Annotated in this window: 20 protein-coding genes; 10 read left to right on the top strand and 10 right to left on the bottom strand. The window is 63.9% G+C overall.

The features are described 5' to 3' along the window. Positions 1-83: 83 nt before the first annotated feature. Positions 84-1,364 carry a GNAT family N-acetyltransferase gene (locus ACIBI6_RS00570; RefSeq protein WP_364349609.1) on the bottom strand — a complete coding sequence of 427 codons (1,281 nt, stop codon included), beginning with the start codon at positions 1,362-1,364 and terminating at the stop codon, positions 84-86. A gap of 658 nt (positions 1,365-2,022) precedes the next feature. Here ACIBI6_RS00570 and ACIBI6_RS00575 point away from each other — a divergent pair. The 3 genes from ACIBI6_RS00575 to ACIBI6_RS00585 all read left to right on the top strand — a co-directional run bounded on the left by ACIBI6_RS00575 (position 2,023) and on the right by ACIBI6_RS00585 (position 3,704). Then, positions 2,023-2,178 carry a hypothetical protein gene (locus tag ACIBI6_RS00575; RefSeq protein ID WP_396954890.1) on the top strand — a complete coding sequence of 52 codons (156 nt, stop codon included), beginning with the start codon at positions 2,023-2,025 and terminating at the stop codon, positions 2,176-2,178. A gap of 79 nt (positions 2,179-2,257) precedes the next feature. Continuing rightward, on the top strand, positions 2,258-3,208 hold the full coding sequence (locus ACIBI6_RS00580) for a DUF5996 family protein (RefSeq protein WP_364349612.1): 951 nt from the start codon (positions 2,258-2,260) through the stop codon (positions 3,206-3,208). A 25-nt stretch (positions 3,209-3,233) separates the two neighbouring features. Further along, positions 3,234-3,704 (top strand): VOC family protein, encoded by a 471-nt coding sequence (locus tag ACIBI6_RS00585; protein ID WP_396954891.1) that lies wholly within the window; start codon positions 3,234-3,236, stop codon positions 3,702-3,704. Positions 3,705-4,471: 767 nt separating this feature from the next. On the opposite strand, the gene ACIBI6_RS00590 is transcribed toward ACIBI6_RS00585, so the two are convergent. Both ACIBI6_RS00590 and ACIBI6_RS00595 read right to left on the bottom strand, forming a co-directional pair. Further along, on the bottom strand, positions 4,472-4,600 hold the full coding sequence (locus ACIBI6_RS00590) for a CDGSH iron-sulfur domain-containing protein (protein ID WP_364349618.1): 129 nt from the start codon (positions 4,598-4,600) through the stop codon (positions 4,472-4,474). A gap of 199 nt (positions 4,601-4,799) precedes the next feature. Further along, positions 4,800-5,306: a flavin reductase family protein gene (locus ACIBI6_RS00595; protein ID WP_364349621.1), complete on the bottom strand. Its 507-nt coding sequence runs from the start codon at positions 5,304-5,306 to the stop codon at positions 4,800-4,802. Positions 5,307-5,457: 151 nt separating this feature from the next. On the opposite strand from ACIBI6_RS00595, the gene ACIBI6_RS00600 reads away from it, so the two are divergent. After that, the gene (locus ACIBI6_RS00600) at positions 5,458-5,880 is read left to right on the top strand and encodes a low affinity iron permease family protein (protein WP_364349624.1); all 423 of its coding nucleotides are present in this window, start codon (positions 5,458-5,460) and stop codon (positions 5,878-5,880) included. Positions 5,881-5,942: 62 nt separating this feature from the next. Here the strand turns inward: ACIBI6_RS00600 and ACIBI6_RS00605 are convergent, their stop codons facing one another. Together ACIBI6_RS00605 and ACIBI6_RS00610 are read right to left on the bottom strand one after the other, a co-directional pair. Continuing rightward, positions 5,943-6,101, bottom strand: coding sequence for a hypothetical protein (locus ACIBI6_RS00605; protein ID WP_364349627.1), 159 nt, complete (start codon positions 6,099-6,101; stop codon positions 5,943-5,945). Between the two features lie 18 nt (positions 6,102-6,119). Continuing rightward, positions 6,120-6,431 carry a DUF3467 domain-containing protein gene (locus ACIBI6_RS00610; RefSeq protein ID WP_396954892.1) on the bottom strand — a complete coding sequence of 104 codons (312 nt, stop codon included), beginning with the start codon at positions 6,429-6,431 and terminating at the stop codon, positions 6,120-6,122. A gap of 133 nt (positions 6,432-6,564) precedes the next feature. Here ACIBI6_RS00610 and ACIBI6_RS00615 point away from each other — a divergent pair, with 133 nt between their 5' ends. Beyond that, on the top strand, positions 6,565-7,065 hold the full coding sequence (locus tag ACIBI6_RS00615; RefSeq protein WP_396954893.1) for a hypothetical protein: 501 nt from the start codon (positions 6,565-6,567) through the stop codon (positions 7,063-7,065). A 491-nt stretch (positions 7,066-7,556) separates the two neighbouring features. On the opposite strand, the gene ACIBI6_RS00620 is transcribed toward ACIBI6_RS00615, so the two are convergent. After that, complete coding sequence (locus ACIBI6_RS00620) at positions 7,557-8,990, bottom strand: aminobutyraldehyde dehydrogenase (protein WP_396954894.1); 1,434 nt, start codon at positions 8,988-8,990, stop codon at positions 7,557-7,559. Positions 8,991-9,486: 496 nt separating this feature from the next. Here ACIBI6_RS00620 and ACIBI6_RS00625 point away from each other — a divergent pair, with 496 nt between their 5' ends. Further along, complete coding sequence (locus ACIBI6_RS00625) at positions 9,487-10,401, top strand: D-alanyl-D-alanine carboxypeptidase family protein (protein ID WP_396954895.1); 915 nt, start codon at positions 9,487-9,489, stop codon at positions 10,399-10,401. A gap of 300 nt (positions 10,402-10,701) precedes the next feature. Here ACIBI6_RS00625 and ACIBI6_RS00630 read toward each other — a convergent pair whose 3' ends face one another. After that, complete coding sequence (locus tag ACIBI6_RS00630; protein WP_364349642.1) at positions 10,702-11,697, bottom strand: alpha/beta hydrolase; 996 nt, start codon at positions 11,695-11,697, stop codon at positions 10,702-10,704. Between the two features lie 208 nt (positions 11,698-11,905). Between ACIBI6_RS00630 and ACIBI6_RS00635 the strand changes: the two genes are divergently transcribed. The 3 genes from ACIBI6_RS00635 (at position 11,906) to ACIBI6_RS00645 (ending at position 15,589) form a co-directional block, all read left to right on the top strand. After that, positions 11,906-13,519, top strand: a complete 1,614-nt coding sequence (locus ACIBI6_RS00635) for a GMC family oxidoreductase (protein ID WP_396954896.1) — start codon at positions 11,906-11,908, stop codon at positions 13,517-13,519. Then, positions 13,519-13,713: a hypothetical protein gene (locus ACIBI6_RS00640; RefSeq protein ID WP_396954897.1), complete on the top strand. Its 195-nt coding sequence runs from the start codon at positions 13,519-13,521 to the stop codon at positions 13,711-13,713. Before ACIBI6_RS00635 ends, ACIBI6_RS00640 begins: the two co-directional genes overlap by 1 nt. A gap of 277 nt (positions 13,714-13,990) precedes the next feature. After that, positions 13,991-15,589: an AraC family transcriptional regulator gene (locus ACIBI6_RS00645; protein ID WP_396954898.1), complete on the top strand. Its 1,599-nt coding sequence runs from the start codon at positions 13,991-13,993 to the stop codon at positions 15,587-15,589. A 165-nt stretch (positions 15,590-15,754) separates the two neighbouring features. On the opposite strand, the gene ACIBI6_RS00650 is transcribed toward ACIBI6_RS00645, so the two are convergent. The 3 genes from ACIBI6_RS00650 to ACIBI6_RS00660 form a co-directional block, all read right to left on the bottom strand. Then, positions 15,755-16,606, bottom strand: coding sequence for an alpha/beta hydrolase (locus tag ACIBI6_RS00650; RefSeq protein WP_364349660.1), 852 nt, complete (start codon positions 16,604-16,606; stop codon positions 15,755-15,757). A gap of 32 nt (positions 16,607-16,638) precedes the next feature. Next, positions 16,639-17,451: an oxidoreductase gene (locus ACIBI6_RS00655; protein WP_396954899.1), complete on the bottom strand. Its 813-nt coding sequence runs from the start codon at positions 17,449-17,451 to the stop codon at positions 16,639-16,641. A gap of 80 nt (positions 17,452-17,531) precedes the next feature. Further along, complete coding sequence (locus ACIBI6_RS00660; RefSeq protein WP_364349666.1) at positions 17,532-18,245, bottom strand: SDR family oxidoreductase; 714 nt, start codon at positions 18,243-18,245, stop codon at positions 17,532-17,534. A gap of 88 nt (positions 18,246-18,333) precedes the next feature. Between ACIBI6_RS00660 and ACIBI6_RS00665 the strand changes: the two genes are divergently transcribed. Further along, positions 18,334-18,975, top strand: coding sequence for a TetR/AcrR family transcriptional regulator (locus ACIBI6_RS00665; RefSeq protein ID WP_396954900.1), 642 nt, complete (start codon positions 18,334-18,336; stop codon positions 18,973-18,975). Positions 18,976-19,427: the final 452 nt, after the last annotated feature.

The following is a 19,427-nucleotide window of genomic DNA, read 5'->3' on the forward strand; positions in this document are numbered from 1 at the left end:
CCGGGGTCCGCGGGTGCCTCCACCACTGAAGCCCTACTCACGACCGCAATCTGCAAGGCGGAGCTGAACTGAGACGGCGGGCCTCAGAGTCTGGTGTAGTTCGCTTGGTCGTGTTCGAACGCGGTCAGGATGTCCGGTGTCAAAGTCAGGCGGGTGTTGGCAATGGCGGTGAGGTAGTCCTCGAGGTTGACGGGTTTGTTCGTTCCGTCGCGCATCGCGCGTTCGAACGCCGATTGTGCACCGGCACGGGCTGCGTACTCGATGTCGGCGGGAGTGAAGTGGGCTGTAACGCGCACCAGATGGCCGAGGTCGACGTTCTCGGCGGCGGGGCCGAGGTAGCGCCGCCAGATCGCTTCGCGGGCGGGTTCATCAGGTGGACCGACCGGTATCACGTAGTCGAAGCGGCCCGGCCGTAGGAAAGCCGAGTCCAACGAACGAACCGAGTTGGTGGCGCAGATCAGCAGGCGGCTGTAATCCTCTCGGAATGCCGGAATCAGCTTGAGAAGCTCGTTCGTTACTCCATGCGCCGCGCTGGTCGCCGTCCCCTCGCGTGCGCCCGCGATCTCCTCCACCTCGTCGATGAACAACAGAAGTTCGTCGAGTTCGGCCAAGTCCGCGAACACCTCACGCAAGGACGCCGCGAGCCCGCCGCTTGCCGTCGCGGCCAACCGAGACGGGAACAACTCGACGAACGGCCACTCCAGTCTCGAGGCGACCGCTTTCGCGAAACTGGTTTTTCCGGTGCCCGGCGGACCGAACAAAATCACGCTCTTGGGTGGCCGAACCCGATAACGCTCCGCGACATCGGGGTTCGCCAACGGCAACACGATCCGTCGTTCGATGATTTCTTTCTCGCGGTCCATCCCCGCCATCGACTGCCACAACCCGGGTGGCAGCAGCCGCCCACCCAGCTCGGTCAGCAAATAAGACTGCGCGGGTGCCAACGGTTCCAGCAGTTCGTAGTAGACCAGACCGGTCCTGTGCTGATATCCGGAATTCTCGAACGCGACCGACCCGGTCGCATCCTGTGGGAGGAGCGTGCAGATCCGCCGCACGCCGTTCGACCGCAGCCGCCGCTCCAGTTCGGTCAGCAGCGCACTACCGATACCGCGCTGCCGCCACTGCGCACCCAGGGCCACCAGCAGGACCCATGCACGCTCGCTGTGGATCTGGGCGACGGCCATTCCGACAATTTCTTCCCCGACCTCCGCCACCACCGCCGGCTGCCCTGCTCGCGCGGACGCCAGCACCTCCGCCAACGCGAACACCGGCTCCTCCCCGGTCGCCCGTCGGCTCTGTTCCCAGATCTGGATTGCCTGATCCAGATCATCGTCACGAAATTCACGCAGTCGCCATACCGGCATACGCACCTCGAACTGCCATTGGAGTGGGCCAACTGAGACGCTCTTTCAGTAAACACCCATAGAGGGTGTGAGCAAGGCAGGGCGCGAACCTCGGGAAATACAAATCGGCGTGACGTCCATCGCAGGAATCACGTCGTCCGTCGGGCTGGCCGGTCTCATCCAGACCGCGCTGCCGCTCGATCGAGGAATGCAGCGCAGCGGCCAGTAGCGCTCGGGTGTTTGTTCGCGGTTTGGTCAAGGCATGGCAGGGGGAAGCCGAGGGTGGCGACCTCCCGCTGGCCTGCCATGAGCGACCGACCATGTCGTCACTCCGGCGCTCCTGCGCGAATCCCCTCGGGGCCAGCGTTGAGGATGATGCCTTACTGACGAATCAGGCCATCGCTGGCGGGCGGGCATTTACACTGGTCGAGTGGGGTCTGGGTCATTAAAATCTGTTGGCCTCTACCCCGCCGTCGTCGTTCTGGCCATAGGTCCGCAGCCGCAACGGCGGAAACCTGTCTGTGCACCTGCTCGCGGGGTTCTGCCTGGCGGGGCGTCAGCTGGGGCGCGCTTCGCCGAGTTCAGCGGTCAATTCCGGCTGGACAGCTGCTGACATTTCGGGTCGTCATTTGCTGACACGGTTGTCGTGCGGCGGGCTCCACTGGATCGGACAGCTGACGTGGCAGTGGGTGAGCCCGATACCGTACCGGCCTCCGGCCCGTTGTCCGGGCAGCTTCTCGAGAACGGTGCGCAGAAGACCTATAAGGACTTCCCGCGCGGCATGCCAACCACCCAGATCGTCAACGCGGACCTGCTCGCTTTCCCGAGTGCCTGATACCAGGCCGACGCCCGCAGCACCACGGCATCCGCACCGCGACCGGCACCGAAACCGACAGACGGACCAAGGAGGTCTGATGGTCGAGACCACTCGCACGGAGATCGCGTCGTCGCGACGCTGGCCGCAGTTGCGGGTCGAGGAGTGGACCGCTACCCGCGACACGGTGCATATGTGGACCCAGATCATCGGCAAGATTCGACTCGCTCATGCCCCGATGATCAACCACTGGTGGCAGGTCACCCTCTACGTCAGCCCACGGGGTTTGACCACCTCCGCGATGCCCTACGAGGCCGGTGTGTTCGACATCGAGTTCGACTTCAATGAGCACCGGTTGCACATACGAGCCAGTGATGGCGGCGCCCGTCAAGTCGCGCTCGAACCCAAGCCGGTTGCGGATTTCTATGCCGAAACGATGAGTGCGCTCGACGAACTCGGCATAGCGGTACAGATTCAGGCGAAGCCCAACGAGGTCGATCCTGCGATCCCGTTCGCCGACGACTATGCGCATGCTTCTTATGATCGCGACGCCGTGCATCTGTTCTGGCGCCAACTCGTCGCGGCCCATCGAGTAATGAGCGAGTTTCGTTCGCATTTCATCGGCAAAGTGAGCCCGGTGCACTTCTTCTGGGGCGCCATGGATCTGGCCTGTACCAGGTTCTCCGGCCGCACCGCGCCGAAGCATCCGGGCGGCGCACCCAACTGCGGTAATTGGGTGATGGTGGAGGGCTACTCCCACGAGTTGAGTAGCTGCGGTTTCTGGCCGGGTGGTGGCGACGAAGGCGCCTTCTACGCCTACGCCTATCCCGAACCCGACGGCTTCGCCGACTATCCGGTCGGTCCTCGGCACGCCTTTTACAGCGCCGATAACGGCCAGTTTCTGCTGCCCTACGAGGCGGTACGCACCGCCGCAGATCCGGAACGAACCCTTCTGGAATTCCTGCACACCACCTATCAAGCGGCCGCTGAACGCGGCAAGTGGGACCGAGCAGCACTCGAATGCGATCCGCACCGGTGGGCCCAGAAATAGCGAACACTGAACCCAGGAGGGAATCGTGACCAATCGGAACGACCTACCTGCTCCCGAACAGGGACTGCTCCTGACGCATTTCTTGACCGTGCGCGACGTCGCTCGCTCCCGAGATTTTTACACCGAAATTTTCGGCGGCCGGGTCGTGCTGGCGGAGAACCCGGCCATCGTGAAGGTCGCCAACAGTTGGATCATCCTGAACCCGGGCGGCGGCCCGACCCCGGACAAGCCCGACGTCACTCTGGCTTCCCCTGAACCAGGTGATCCGATCTCGTCATTCTTGAATGTGCGGGTCGCCGACATCGCCGCGTTCTACTCCGACGCCAAATCCAAAGGGGCACAATTCCTCACCGAACCACTCGACCGCAAAGCCGAGATCCGGTGCTATCTCCGCGACCCAGACGGCTACCTCATCGAGATCGGCCAGGCCACCGGCATGCTCCGCGGCATATACGCCGACCGACATGCGGGGGGCGCTGAAATCGGAGAAAGATAGAGGCTCCGGCAAATGCCGAGCGAATGCGCGGCCGAGTCGTTCACGCTGGCCCGATTTGGTCGTCACATCGTCATCACGATGGCTTGACTGAGGTTGGATCGGGCATCACGCTTGAAATGCAGAGTAGATAATCCAGCGCTCTATCAGAGGAGACGATGGAGGTATGTCTAGCAAACATCTATCTGAAGAGCCCCAATCGGAGCGAGGAGCCAAAGGCTCGCGAGACACCGGGTCGGATATTCAGGGCGGCGGATCGGCGGATCGCCCGGTCGGCACATTCGACCAAGAAGAAGTCACCTCAACACGCGACCACAACCCGACGGACGACACCATCGGCACGACCGGGACCGTCCCTCCGGGAGACGCGGAACCGGCCATACCGCCCTACGAAGGCCGCCAAACGAGCGCCGAAAGAATTGCCAGCAGCAGTGCGGGCGAGGGGACCGGCGCCAACACCGCGGGCGCTGTACATCCGGTGAGCGACTCGAAGTTCAAAGCGCCTGACCCCGATGACACTCCCGGAGGGGCCACCGCGTCCCCGGCTGACGAGCAACCGGCATCGCAGGCCCCGGAAACCGAAGCCGCCGACGAGGGTGTAGAGGGCGGCCATCAGAGCGGCGTACGCAGAGCCGAGGACCAGCCCCGCGAATCCAGGCCGCAGTGACACAGTAGTTCAACGACGGCGAGCACCCGGTCGCTCAACTCATCATCGGTCCGGACGACCGGGGGTCGGGTAACCACGCCTCGATGGCGTGACGCCAGCCGTGTCAGCGGCCGTCCTGGCGGAGGCAGGGCAAGGTCTTGCTCCGACGGCACCTACACACAGCCACCAGGAACCGATCCGAATGCACCGTCGTGCCGTCCTCGCGCATCAGCTCGACCGGCCCCTGGACCAACGCGGGACCATCGGTGACGAAGGTGATTTATCGCCGATCAGGATCCGAGGCGGCCGTCACGCGCTGCGGCCCGACGCCGCGTTCCTTGGGGATGTCAACCTGCTGAGGCATTGGGTACGGCGTAACCAACACTGGCTGGCGCGTCTCCGCATTTCCGAATGCAACGAAACCCCTGGTAAGCCGACGCTTTACGTGGGTGTTAAGCCGGGTGACCGGGCTCGAGGTCGGCGACAGAGCTCCATCGCACCGCATCAACTGTTCGACCGGGCGCGTATCCAGCTTCGGGTGCCAAGACCAGGCCCACATGGTCACCGAAGTCGTTGCGAGCCTGGATCGTTCCGGAAAACCATGCGACCGCGTCCACCAACACAGGTACTCCGTTCGGGCCGACCCGCCATCGGCACCGGCTGAATTTATCGACCTCGTCGCCGGTCTCCGCACCGAACAGTTGCGCCAGCGCGAGGTTGTCTCGATCGACCAGGTGCACCGACATATATGCGGCTCCCGTGGCGGTCCGGTATGTGTGGTTGTTCTTCGACAAACAGACCAGAAACCGTGCCGGATCGATACTTACCTGCGACGCGAACCCCACCAGACAACCACTGCGCTCATCCCCGACCGCGACCGTCACGATGAACACCGGGGCATCGGCCATGGCCACCATTGACTCGAACGCGCTGGGACCGTCTACCGGAGCATCCGACATCGTGTGTGTATATCAGACCGCTGTTGACTTCGGCCGCGACTGTCTATGAGCACGTCTCCGCTGGCGCGAGGTTGTTTGCGCGCCGACGGCGCGGCTATGCGTGTCACAGGGCGGTGAGCTGCCCGGTACGTTGTCTGGAAGGGCGGGTTCGATGCAGGACAATCCACAGCAAGCCGACCAAGAGCCCGGCACGATGCCGTCGGATGTGCGGGGCCGGTTGACGATTTTCGACCGCTTCGCAACGGCAGCTGCTGCTTTTGCCTCCAAGGCCGGATTCTTCGTTTTCTGCGTGCTCCTGGTTTTGGTGTGGGCACCGACGTTCCTGGTAATGCCGAGTATCGACACATGGCAACTGGTGATCAACACAGCCACCACTATCGTCACTTTTCTCTTGGTAGCGCTGCTGCAGAACACGCAATCTCGTGCCGACGAAGCCGTTCAGCAGAAACTCAACGCCATCGCGGACGCCCTCGCCGACTTCATGGGCGAACTCCGCACCGAGCATCCAGAACTCGACCGCCACCGCAAAGAACTCGCCGACGCAGTAGGTCTGGAAAAACGAGAATCAACCTGATCGGCGGCGCTAAACAGAGCGCTCGAGACGCAGCGCCGCGAGGTCGATGAGACCGGCAGCGCTCATTCGAAGGCGGGTTGGTCTGCGCGTTCCGGCGTGGTGGTGGTGACGTGGTAGCGGCGGCCCGCGATCTTGGCGGGCCGGTAGCAGATGGCGGAGTCGATCACGACTGCCCGGTCGCGTGGGCTCGCGAGGATAATGATGGGACTGGATAGGAGCATCGTTTTTCTCCTGTCCGGTTATTCTCCGAGGTGGGTAATCGGGCCGAACTGGTGTTCGTAGTTGCTCATGCTGTCGTTCAAGATCTGCATCAGCCGGAAGATCATCGCCGGCGGGAACTTCACCCTCGACACCACTTCAGCCGGTTGCCGCATCACCGGCTGTCCAGCGTCGTCGACACCCTGATCGGTCGGTAGATATACGAGGAAGTCGAGGGTGAAGTCGGTCCGGTTGTACCAGCAGGTGAACCCGTTGGAGTAGGCACCGGCGCTCATCACCTCCGGCACGATCACCTCGACGTCGTTCGGGGGCGGCAGAGTCGGTTCGTTCATCCGCGGTCACCTTTCACCGGTCGACGAAAAGAGCACATCGCTGGGCGGTGGCCCCTTTCGTCGACACGTCGTTCATCGACAGCAGATTCGGTGACTAGCGGAACTGTGCCTGGCGTGCCTGCTCGCGAAGGTGATGCAGCTGCATTTCCCACTGCCCGGACCGGTCCTGGGTACGGCTGGCCTGATCCTCGGCCTGCTGGGCCAACTGGCTGGCCTGCTCGGCCTGATCCTGTGCCGACTGAGCCCGCTGGTTGGACTGGTTGGCCTCGCCCTGTGCCTGCTGGGCCTGGCTCTGCGCCCGATCGGCCTCGCCTTGGGCCTGCTGAGCCTGGTTTTGCGCCTGCTGGGCTTGTTGGCGGGCCTGCTGGGCCTGCTGGTTGGCTTGGTTGGCCTCGTGCTGGGCGATTTGCGCCTGGTGCTGGACTTGACGAGTCTGGTGTTGCGCCTGCCGGGCAAGGTTCTGTGCCTGCTGGGCGTACTGACGAGCGCTTTGAGCTTCCTGCCGCGCCTCATCGATCTGAAGCCGCAGCACCATCTCGATGTCCCGAAGGTTCTGCATGTCGAGGACGTCGCCACGCTTGCTGTCAGTGCTTGTTTCCTGAGCCATATGAGCTTCCCTCCAAGGGTTGGTTGAGTGGACAGACTCGATTGACCGAACTCATTCTGACCGAAGATCAACACCCTGTCAGCAACTTCACTGCAACCGTTTGGTAATGGACGTGAACGCGTCGGGTCGATCCAGTCCCGGTTGCGTTCATTGGTCCGCGACCGGGCTACGGTCGCCGATGCGGGTATGACTTCTCTGCTGATCGGCGCGACCAGCCAGCATGATTAGTGTCATGCCGATCTACCTTCGCTCCCGCTCAGCTATGACGTGGTTATCTAGTCGGTGTGTCGATGTGTCGCATCGCCGAACCGTATTCGGGACACTCGGTCACTGGCACTCGGCGGTAGCAAAAACAGGATTTGTTGATGCGGGCATGGATCTCATCGGTCGAACCCTGGAAGGTGACATGACGCCCCCACGTCGCCGCGGCCGCAGTGTTCGGGGTGCCTGACGAGAAGATCGTGGTCTCGGATTCCGGCCCACGCAAACGAGTTCGGAAGTGCGGCGCGGTAGCTGCGCTAGTCGATCTTGGCCATCACATGCTTGACGCGGGTGTAGTCCTCCAGCCCGTACATCGACAGGTCCTTGCCATGCCCGGAAGACTTGAACCCGCCGTGCGGCATCTCGGCGATCAGCGCGGTGTGGGTGTTGATCCACACGCAGCCGAAGTCGAGCGCGGCCGACACGCGGAGCGCCCTCGACACATCCTTGGTCCACACCGAGGATGCCAGCCCGTATTCGACGCCGTTGGCCCACCGGATCGCCTCGTCTTCGTCGGTGAACGACTGCACGGTGATCACCGGGCCGAATATCTCGTTCTGGCTCAGTCGGTCGGCCTGCCGCAGCCCACCGATGACCGTCGGCTCGACGTAATACCCGTGGTCGCCCTGCCGGTGCCCACCGGCCACGACCGAAGCGTGATCGGGCACCTCATCGAGGAAACCGAGCACCCGCTGTAGTTGGTTGGCGTTATTGACAGGTGGCACCCAGGCGTTCTCGTCCTCGGTGGCTTTGCCGAACGTCGTTGTGGCATTGCCGGCCTGCTCGGCCAGCGCCGCGGTCAGATCTTCGGCCACCGATGCGTGGCCGAGCACCCGGGTGGCCGCCGTGCAATCCTGCCCGGCGTTGAAATAGCCGGAGGCCGTGATGCCCGCGGCGGCAGCAGCGATATCGGCGTCGGGGAACACGATTACCGGTGCTTTGCCACCCAACTCCAAATGCGTGCGCTTGAGGTGGGTTCCGGCCGACTCCGCGACCGCACGGCCTGCGGCCAACGAACCGGTGATCGATACCATCTGCGGGGTCGGATGCGCGACCACCGCCGCACCGGTCACCCTGTCACCGGTTACCACGTTGAGCACGCCTGGCGGCAGGTGCTCGGCGGCCAGTTCGGCCAGCATCACCGTCGTCACCGGGGTGGTGTCGCTCGGCTTGATCACCACGGTGTTTCCCGCCGCGATCGCGGGAACAAACTTCCAGATTGCCATCATCATCGGGTAATTCCACGGCGTCACCTGTCCGATGACGCCGATCGGCTCCCGGCGGATCCACGATGTATGGCCCGCCAGGTACTCGCAGGTCGACTTGCCCTCGAGTACCCGTGCCGCCCCCGCGAAGAATCGGATCTGGTCCAGCATCTGCGGGATCTCTGCGGCCAAGGTGAGGTGCTTCGGCTTGCCGGTGTTGCGGCCCTCGGCCGCAACGAGCGTGTCGGTGGCGTTCTCCACCTCGTCGGCGAAATCCAACAGCGCCTTCTGGCGGCCGGACGGCGTTGTGCGCTTCCAGTCGCAGAATGCCTTGGCCGCCGCTGCGTACGCGTTGTCGATGTCCTGTTCGGTGGACACCGGGGCGGTGCCGTACTGATCGCCGGTGGCAGGGTCGACGAGGGCCATCGTCGCACCGCCGACCGAGTCGACGAGCTTACCGTCGATGAAGTTCTGGACCATTACCATGAAGCCTCCTCGATAGCTCTGTTCAGTCGCCAACTCTCTGACGTGGAACGTTTCACCCGCCCCTGTCTATGCTGACGTAGCGTCCCGACAAGATCCGCTCGTTCGATCACGATGCGGCTGCTATTCAGCTCGAACTCTTCAAGCGTTCTCGGCTGATCGCGAACCGTGGTCGAGTTTGTCGAGCGGTAGTCCGTACGCAAGGTTGCTGTGCCGCGCCGGGGCGTCGCGTGCAGGAAAGCGATCCTCGACGCCGCCGAGGCGCTGCGGGGTACGAGTCTGCGACGCTCGGGGCGGTCGGTGAGCGGGCATCAGCACACGAAGGTGCCGCCGTTGGGGCGCTGATCCGGCCAGGCGGGTGGGGCGCTTTTCCAGGAAGGCCGCCATTCCTTCCCGAGCGCATCCTGGATTAGCCGATTGCATGCTGCCGCCAGCGCGGCGCGGTTGTTCGGTCGGTGAAATCCCACTGGTTGACGGTGTCGCACGGCAGAATGCGGCCATGCGGACATTTGCTCGATTGTTGCAGGCGGCGGTCGCCGGGGCGCTGGTCGTGGTCGCCGGTCATGGCGTCACGGCCGCCCCCGCCGCGAGCGAGGCCCATATTCAGTTGCCCTGGCTGACTTCTGAGCCGGACGCAGTGCAGGCGCCGGGAGCAGCGCTGGCAGACGGAATCACCGGCACGGTGCTCTGGTCGCGGCAGCCGAATACCCCGGTCCCGATAGCCAGCATCGCTAAGGTGATGACGGCATTGGTTGTGATCAACGCCGGCGACCTCGACCGGACCATCACCGTGCCGCAAGAAATCATCGCCTACGGCACCAAGTACGACGGAAGCAACGCGGGCCTGGTCCCCGGCGAGGTGCTCACCGCGCGACAGCTCCTGTACGCGATGATGCTGCCGTCCGGCTGCGACGCCGCCTATGCCCTTGCCGAGGCATACGGACCCGGCCAAGACGGCTTCATCGCCAAAATGAACGACACCGCGCATCAAATGGGCCTTGCGGGAACACATTTCACCGATCCCAGCGGGCTGCCCGCCCCCACCGACTACTCCACCTACTCCACACCGACGGACCTGGTGGCGCTCGGCCTGCGCGCCATGAGCCTGCCAGTGTTCCGCGACATCGCCAGGTCGCAGAGCTATCACCTGCCCGCCGGCCCGGACAACCGGGCGCACCTCTGGCAGAGCACGAACAGGCTGCTGCACGAATATCCCGGCACTATCGGCATCAAAACCGGATCCACCGACGCCGCCGGAACCTGCCTGCTGTTCGAGACGGTCAGGGCAGGAATACCGCTCATAGGTGTGGTCCTGCACAGCTCACCCGACAGTGCCGTCGCCGCAAAGGACGACGCCGAGCGCATGTTGAACTGGGCCTACGGCCCGATCCTGAGCGCGCTGCCGATCAGTTAGCGTCGAATGCGGCAGGCCGCCTGCGGATCCCGGTGCGCACCAGGACGATCCGCGGCCACACGACGACCGTGTCCGCCGCCCGCCGCTCCTGCGTTATCGCCGGCGTGCTGGAGCTTTCGCCAGCGGAGTACTTGCGCTGGTCCACGAGTAGTGAACGAGTCTCCGACGCTGGGGCTTTCGCACCCGCAGGTCGAAGCGCTCCTTGCGGCGGCGCGAGATTCGGCCCAGCGATTTCGCATTGGTGACGATGCTGTCGCCGGGTAATCGGCCGCTGCGCTGTCGAAGGCAGTACGCCACAGCTCAGATCCGGTCTCGGTCCAGTGCAGGCTGCGGAGCGACGTAGGTGGCGGCCGCGTGGCGGAACCAGCGTTCCCGTGACCGCAAGGCCCGCCGGCTCACCTCGGCGCGGGGTACCAGACGGTCGAAGCCGTGCCAGCAACCCGGGTAAACCTCGAAGTCCACCGGCACCCCGCAAGTACGCAAACCATCCACATAAGCGACTGTCTCGTCCAGGAACGGCTCGAGTTCGCCGACGTAGGTGAAAGTGGGTGGCAGGCCCCGCAGATCGATTGCGCGGGCGGGCGCGGCATATATCGGAACACGTTGTGTCCCATAAAGATCGCGTAGATACAGCTTCCATGCGGTCACCAAGGTGACGGTGTCGAGCATTGGGGCGTCATTGTCACACGAGGAGGCAGTGCAAACCCGGTCGTCGATCATCGGGTAGATCGGCATCTGGAAGGCGATATTCACCTCACCGCGGTCGCGGGCGAGCAGTGTCAGCGCGGCCGTCAGTCCGCCACCCGCACTCTCGCCTGCCACGACCAGCTGATCGGGACGAATACCGAGCCGAAACGCGTTGTCGCGCATCCAGATCAGCGCGGTGTAGCAATCGTCCAGAGCCGCGGGATACGGCTGTTCGACGCTGCGTCGATAGTCCGGGGCGAGGATGACACATCCGGTCTTGACGACCATCCGGCGATAGACCGCGACATCCTGTTCGGGCCGTCCGAGGAAGTAGCCGCCGCCATGCAGCCAGAGCACGCCGGTGGCGGCGGGGGTCGGTTCGAGCGGCGAGTAGATCAGCATCCGCAGCCGGGTGCCATCGCCTCGCTCGATGCCGACCTGTCGCACCCGCATCGTTCTCGACACACCGATGCGTGCCAGCGGCGCCACCGCGTCGACGAGCTCGGCCGTCCGCCGCAATCGCCGTTCATCGTGCGAGGACATCAACCGGCGAATCCACACGCCGGTGCGCCGCAACTGCTTGTCGATCATCGCGTCGCTGATTTTCATGCCGAACCTCCCGAAGGTGCGGTGACGCTATCACAAAAGCGGAACCATCTACGAACAACTGTCCAGACAGCTGATCGGTCAATGTGGGCGTCAATCCGTCCTGCTCACAAGGCGCAGTGTTGATTTGGAAGTCTGTCCGGAATAGCATCCAGACGCATGTCCTGAAGCGCATTACCCTCGATCAGGACGTGAGCAGACAGGCGAAATCATGAGCGAAGCCGACTACATCGTCGTAGGCGCGGGCAGCGCCGGCGCCGTCATCGCGGGCCGACTGGCCGAGCACGGTGCCAACGTGCTCCTGCTGGAGGCGGGACGTGCGGACAACACCCGACTGGTCACCAGCCCCGGGCTGATCACGATGGTCCACACCATTCCGGCGCTCAAAAAACAAGTGTGCTGGAAGCAGTACTCGATACCGCAGAAGCACGCCAACAACCGCACAATCCCCATGACCCGCGGAAAGGTGCTCGGCGGCTCTAGCTCGGTCAACGGCATGCTTTACGTACGCGGAAATCGAGCAAACTTCGATTCTTGGGCAGCGCAAGGCAATACCGGCTGGACCTACGAGCAGATCCTGCCCGCCTACAAGCGCCTCGAGAACTGGGAGGGCGGCCCCGACGCCTATCGCGGCGCCGGAGGGCCCATCCAGGTCACCCGCCAGAAGGACCTCACCCCGATCGGTGAAGAGTTCATGACCGCATCGTCCGAAACGCTCGGGACACCGATTATCGAGGACTACAACGGCGAATCACAGGAAGGCATCTCGATCTTCCAGCAGAGTGTCTGCAATGGCTTGCGCTACAGCTCTTCTCGCGCATTCATCACCGAACGGCCGAGTGCGGGCCTGCAGGTCATCACGCGGGTCCACGTGACCCGCATCGTTATCGACAACGGCCGCGCCACCGGCGTCGAAATCGAGGAGAACAACGGCGCGCGCCGAATCGTCCACGCCGGCAAGGAGATCATCGTTTCCGGCGGCGTGATCGGCTCCCCGCAACTGCTCATGCTCTCTGGCATCGGCCCGGCAGCACACCTTCGTGAACTCGGAATCACCGTGCACGCGGATCTACCGGTAGGCCAGAACCTGCACGATCACATGTTCGTGCCCATGACCTACATCTCCAAGAAAGCCATCCACCGCGGCATACCCACGTATTTCGCCCGCGCGCTGCTGCGCGAACTGCGCCGTCCGGGCAGTTCCTGGATGGGGCGCACCGTGTTCGAGGCCGTCGGCTTCGTCAAGACCAGATTCGCCGAGGCCGGGTACCCGGATATGCAGCTGCACGGTCTGCCGTGGAACTATCCGGTGCCCAATCAGGACGAGGACAAGATGTACCTGGTGGAGCGCCGCCCCGCACTGACGGTGCTGCCCAGCCTGATCTATCCGAAGAGCCGTGGTGAGCTGAAATTGGCCTCGACGGACCCTTTCGCCGCGCCACTCATCGACCCCGGCTATCTGAGCGATCCCCGCGATACCGAATTCCTGATCGAAGGCATCAAAATCGTCCGGGAAATCATGGCGCACAAGAGTATTGCCGGTGACATCGTCGAGGAGCACACGCCCGGCAGGGAACTGATGGACGAATCCGCGCTGCGCCGGGAACTGCCCAACCGGGTGCATTCGATCTATCATCCGGTCGGCACATGCCGCATGGGCGTCGATGAGGCGGCCGTGGTCGACCCCGCGCTGAAGGTGCGCGGCATCGAAGGTCTACGGGTCGCTGACGCTTCGATCATGCCGAGCATCACGGGCGGCAATACCAACGCGCCGTCGCTCATGATCGGTGAGAAGTGCGCGGAGCTACTCGGTGCCGTCGGCTGATGCCCGTGGCCATGGTGGCCGCCGCGATCTTGGTCGCGCTGATTCCGATAGCCACCAATCTGCCTGCCTTGGCGGCGCTCGGGCTGCTGCGCGCGGTGCTCGTGGTGCTCATCGCGACTGGAGCGCTCGAGTACCTGCTGACATCAATCGATGTCAGCCCGGCAGCGGGTGCGCCTGGAAGAAATCCCAGATGATCTGATCGGTGTTGATCGATGGCCGCAGTGTGCTCGGTTTGTCGACTTGGGCACCGCCGCGGACGGTATGTAGCGGAAGTGTGCGACTTTCGGATCAGTTATGGCGCTTTGCTGGACACGGCCGCTCGGCAAAGCTGGAAACGCACCCGGCGTGGCAGCCGCTGAGGTCGGTACCCGTCTCCGCAGGCGCGTACAGCGGTAGCGCCAGAACCGTTACACGGCAATCCAATCCACCGTGTCTGGTCGCCACGCCGGGTGCACCTACCAGGAGGCGCCCATGCAACGACCCACCTCGCCTTCCCGAGACCGGTGGCTGAAACTGGTCGATGTCCAAGAGTTGGCGCATACCCGGGTATCCCACCAGAGTTCGCAGGCCCACGGTCTGCCGGGCGTGCGAGAAATCTTGGCCGCGGTACTCGGCGCACAGTCCACAGCGGCTGCGCGGGAACAACATACGATCGCGCGATGGGCGGGCGAGCTCGCCCACATTTGTTTACAAGGCCACAACCAGCACTCTGGCGATACGCGGGTGCCGGCGGTGCGGATCATCCGGATCATCGACTTCTGGATCGAAGTCTATGTCCGACAGGACGGTGACGTTCAGGTCGAACCGGGCGAGACCATCGGAACGGTAATCAGTCGGATAGCGGAAGTCGGCGCAGAGCTGTACAGCGTCAAGGATTCGCGGATTCCCGTGAACCCGGCGGGGTCGCCATTCTACAGCACAAACTCGATCGGCTTGCCGAGCAATACACCGATCGCGCCACCGCGCTCGCCGCCGCTGGGCGCTAGCGGCCAACGCTCGGGTTCCATCCGCACATCGGTACGAAGGCGCGAGGTTCACAGCATGGTGCCACGACCCCACGCGCTCAATGACGCGATCATTCCACCCATTGTGTTGTCCGGAGTGGTGGAGATAGGACATAACCTCGGCATATCGGTCGAGTCGTGGTTCTGGGGAACCGGATTGGATTCGGAGCGACTATTCGAGTCCGACATCGTCAAGGTCTCCTACGATCAAGCGGCCACCGTGTTGCGACGCGCCTTGCGCGCGCTTCCTCCCGGTCCCTGGGGTATGCGACTCGGCCAGCGCGACGTCCTGGTCTCGATGGGGATGCTGGGAATCGCGCTGAGCGCGTGCGCGTCGCTCGCCGACGCCCTCGTACTAGGTGCCGAATTGCACGTGGCCTCCGGCAGTCTGGTCGACATCGAGTTCGAGACCGTCGACGGCGAGGTAGTGCTGATTCTGCGTCAGCGTGAAACCGATCCGGAGCTGACGATGTTCCTTTTCGAAGAGGCGTTGTGCACCGCATTGACATTCGTGCGAACAATGCTCGGCGCCAACCGATCACCGCTCTCGGTCGAGTTGTCCTATCCGGCACCGGCGTACGCCCGCGAGTACACCCAGTTCTTCCGCTGTCCGATCGAGTTCGATGCCGAAGCCACCCGCGTGCGCTTCCCGACTTCCCTGCTGGCTTCCCGACTTACACACCACCACGAACCGACCCGCAGCGTGGCCGCGGCCGCCTGCCGCCAACTGATCAGCCTGCACACCTTCGAGAGCGACATCATCACCGCGGTCGAAACCCTGCTCGAGGGCCAGGCCCGCATCCTCTTGACAGTGACCGCCGTGGCCCGCCACCTGAACCTCACCGAACGCACGCTACGCCGCCAATTGACCACTGCCGGTGTAAGTTTCAGCACCGTGCGTGACCGGGTCCGCGAACGATGGGCGACCGTCCTGCTGCAGGAGTCTGCCCTGACCATCGGCGCCATTGCCCGTGAGGTCGGATTCAGCAATGGTCGTGAATTCCGACGGGCCTACATCCGCTGGACCGGACGCTCACCGACTGCGGCACGGTACGAACGGAACTGAGCCGCGAGGCGCCTACTGGCTTGCCATGCCGAGGTATTCACCCAGGTTCTTCTCGACCTCGTCGAGTCCGATCTGGCCGATGAGCGTGCCGAACTGGGGCAGCCGTGCCTGGATCCCGGCAGTGGATGGATTCGTGCGGGGCGATCTGGTTCCGAGCGGTGTTCTTCAGTCATCGAGGAAGTTGGCTACCTGGATAGCGAAGGCTTCGGCGTGCTGGAACAGGAAGGCATGACCGGCGTCGCTGTATCCGAGCAGAGTGGCGTTGCGGGTGTGTTCGGCGGCGGTGTAGGACACCACGGCCGGCGTCATGATGTCGCGTAGGCCGGTGGCGTACAGGACTGGCTGGTCGAGGCGTTGCAGGTCGGTCACCACCTGCTCGAGCGGGATCGACATGTTTTTTCCGATCGCGGTGATCTGGCCCTTGCCCGCTGCCTCGGACACAGCGGGCCCGCCGGTGGTCAACCGGGTGGCGACCCTGGCGAGGTATTCGTGTCCGGCGGCGCGGCCCGTGTCGGTCTCGGGGAAGAACAGGTACACCAAGTCGTCGCCGGTGACCTCCGGTTTGGTCATGGTGGCCAGCACATTCTGGTTCGGAGCAGGTGCGCCGGGCACCTGACCGCCGGGATTGCTTGCCGCCAGCACCAGCTTGCGGACCAGGTCGGGCCGCCACAGCGCCACCCGCTGGGCGACGGTGCCGCCGAGGGTCCAGCCGAGCAGATCGACCTGGGTCAGCCCGAGTGCTTCGATGAATTCGATTGCGCCGTCGGCGAATCCGTCGACAGAGTCGCGGGGTTCACCGGTGGTGTAGCCGACGCCGATGTCGTCGAACACGATCACGTCGTGGTCGGCGGCCAGGAGGTCCAGTAGCTGCGGGTCCCACCAGTCGATGGTTGCGCGGACGCGGTTCAGCAGGATCAGCGGGGTGCCACCGCGTGGGCCGATCCGCCGATAAGTGAACCGCGCGGACGCAGCGTCTACGGTCCGATTCTCGGCGGTGTCTGACAGATAGGTGCTCATGGCGAGCGTCGCTTTCTGTTGTGGTGGGGGAGTCAGGCGGGGAGCCGGTTGAGCTTGCGGAGCTGTTGGTCGAACATGCGGGCGGGCACGAGGCGGCGCATCGTGCTGACCCGAGCGGTCTGGCCGACGGGGTAGCGCAGCTTCGGCTTCGTGTCGGTGGCCGCGGCGACGATCGCCTTGGCGACAAGGGCGGGATCGTCGCCCGCCTTGACCGCCTCGGCCATGTATTCCTCGAAGACCAGTCGGTGCGTGGCATAGACGTCCAAGGGCTGGTCGGGTAGCACACTGTTGGCGTCGAAAGCGGTGCTGGTCCAAGCGGGTTCGATGAGCAGGGCCCGGACGCCGTATTCGCGAATCTCGTGGTCGAGTGATTCGGTGTAGCCCTCGATCGCGTGCTTGGAGGCGGCGTAGACGGCCATGTAGGGCTGCGGCATGAACCCGACGATGGAGGAGATGTTGACGATGCGTCCGCTGCCTTGGGCGCGCAGGTGCGGCAGGACCGCGTTGGTCATGCGGATGACGCCGAAGACGTTGATATCGAAGACATTTCGGGCCTGTTCCACCGAGCTTTCCTCGGCTGCGCCGGCCGAGCCGATGCCCGCATTGTTGACCAGGATGTCGATCCGGCCGAACTGCGCGATCACCTTCGCGACGAGAGTGGCGACCGATTCGTCACTGGTGACGTCGAGGTCGAGGAAGGTCACCCCATCGGGCGGGGTCAACGCGCTGGTGTTGCGGCCGGTTCCGATTACCTGGAATCCCGCCTCGACCAGGGCAAGGGCGGCCGATTTTCCGATACCGGAGGATGCGCCGGTGACCAGGGCTACAGGGCGTGATGTGATCATTGTGAGCTCCTAATAGTGGTGGTTTCGGTGTGCTGTAACGAGATTCGTGTGCCACCGGAGATGGCGGGCATCCGAGCCGACTAGCTGGTCGCGATGACTTGGGGGTAGAGGATCGCCGGGTCTGCGGCGAGCCCGGCCTTGACCTGTCGTGTCAGGTCGTCGGCGATGACTTCGAGGGCGTCGGTTTCGATGCCGTCGAGGGCTTGGGTCGCGACGCTGTACGGGGAGGTCTTGGGGGCGTCGACCCCCGCGCTCAGATCGGTGTCGACGTAGCCGACATGCAGTCCGGTGACGCCGATACCGCGCGGCCGCAGGGCGAGGCGCAGCGCGTTGGTCTGCGACCACAGTGCCGCCTTGGCCGCGCCGTAAGCATCGGTGCCCGGGACTGCGATCCAGGACAACGCCGAGTGAATGGTCAGGATGTGGCCGCCGCCGTTGCTTTCCAGAATCGGGGCCAGGGCGCGGGTGACGTGCAGCGCTCCGAAGAAGTTGATGTCGAACTCGCGGCGGATATCGGTGATCGGTGAGTCGAGGAATGACGTGCCGAGCGCGGTCCCGGCATTGTTGATCAGGATCGTCACGTCGGATGCGTGCTCGGCCAGCGCCGCGGCGGCATCCGGATCGGTGAGTTCCAACGCGAGAGGGATCGCATCCGGATGGGTGATGGTCCGCGGGTCGCGGGCGGTGGCGTAGACCTTGGCGGCGCCGCGTGCGTAGAGCTGTTCCACCAGTGCCTTGCCGATGCCGCGGCTGCCGCCGGTGACGAGTGCTACCGAATCTTTGATGCTGGTCATGGACTGAACTCCCTTTGGAAACCGATCTGTTTCCTCAAGAAAAACAGATCGGTTTCCAAAATGCAAGAGGAAGGCTAATCTGAGTTTTATGACCGACCCGATACCGCCGGTAGCCTCCGGTTCCACCTCCACCCGCGACCGGTTGCTCGACACCGCCGGACAGCTGTTCTACGAACAGGGCGTCCACATCGGTGTCGACGCGCTGTGCAAAGCGGCCGGAGTGTCCAAGCGCTCGATGTACCAGCTGTTCAACAGCAAAGACGAGCTGGTGGCCGCGAGCCTGGAACGGATCGCGCCTGATTATCGGGCCGCCCTGCTGCCGGCCGACGATGTCGGGTCGCCGCGCGAGCGGATCCTGCACGTTTTCGAACGGTTGGAATACCTGGAACCGGCGCAAGATTTTCGCGGCTGCCCCTATGTCGCGGCGGCGGTCCAACTCAAGTCACCCGAGCATCCGGCCAGTCTGGTCGCTCGCCGACACAAGGATGGTCTGACCTCGTTCTTCCAATACGAGGCCGAGCGCGGCGGCGCACCCGACCCCGTCCTGCTCGGCCGGCAACTGACCCTCGTTTTCGACGGGGCCAGCGCCCGATCGGTTGTCCAAGCCCACGACCTCGACGGTCTCGCCGTAGCCACCGCCACCACACTCCTCGACGCTGCCGGTGTTGGTAATTCCCTGCCGTCCAACGGTTTCGCCCAGAATGCGACAGGCTCCAACGCGGGCGCGTAGGACTGACACCCGCACCGGCGACCTCGGTGCTGCTTGGGTCAGCCTGGTGTTGGTAGTCGCGCAGGCGCTCGGCATCGCTGGCGGACATGCAACGCGCGCGCCATTATCTGCGACGGCCTGGCCGGAGTGACCGACGCTGACCAATTGTCCTGTGTCACCGTCATTCTCACACCTTCCGCTCCTCAGTGCAGCGTCCGCGCACGCCGACGCGATCGCGGTGCGGTCTCATGAGCATTCGCTGCGGCGAAACGACCAGCAACTGGGATCGGGCACGGGAGCTGTAGTCATCCAGGGCCGCTCTCACCTCGGGCGCTGTGGCGCCACACACCGCGACAAGTGAACGAGCACTATTCCGGAATGGTGTCTGGAATGTGGTCCATTTCATATGGTAGCGTCACCGCGCAGAGATTGAGTTGGTTCGCGCGGCCGCGTGGGACTAGGGGGTACCGGTG

This window comes from Nocardia sp. NPDC050412, from assembly GCF_044458825.1.
Lineage (GTDB): Bacteria > Actinomycetota > Actinomycetes > Mycobacteriales > Mycobacteriaceae > Nocardia.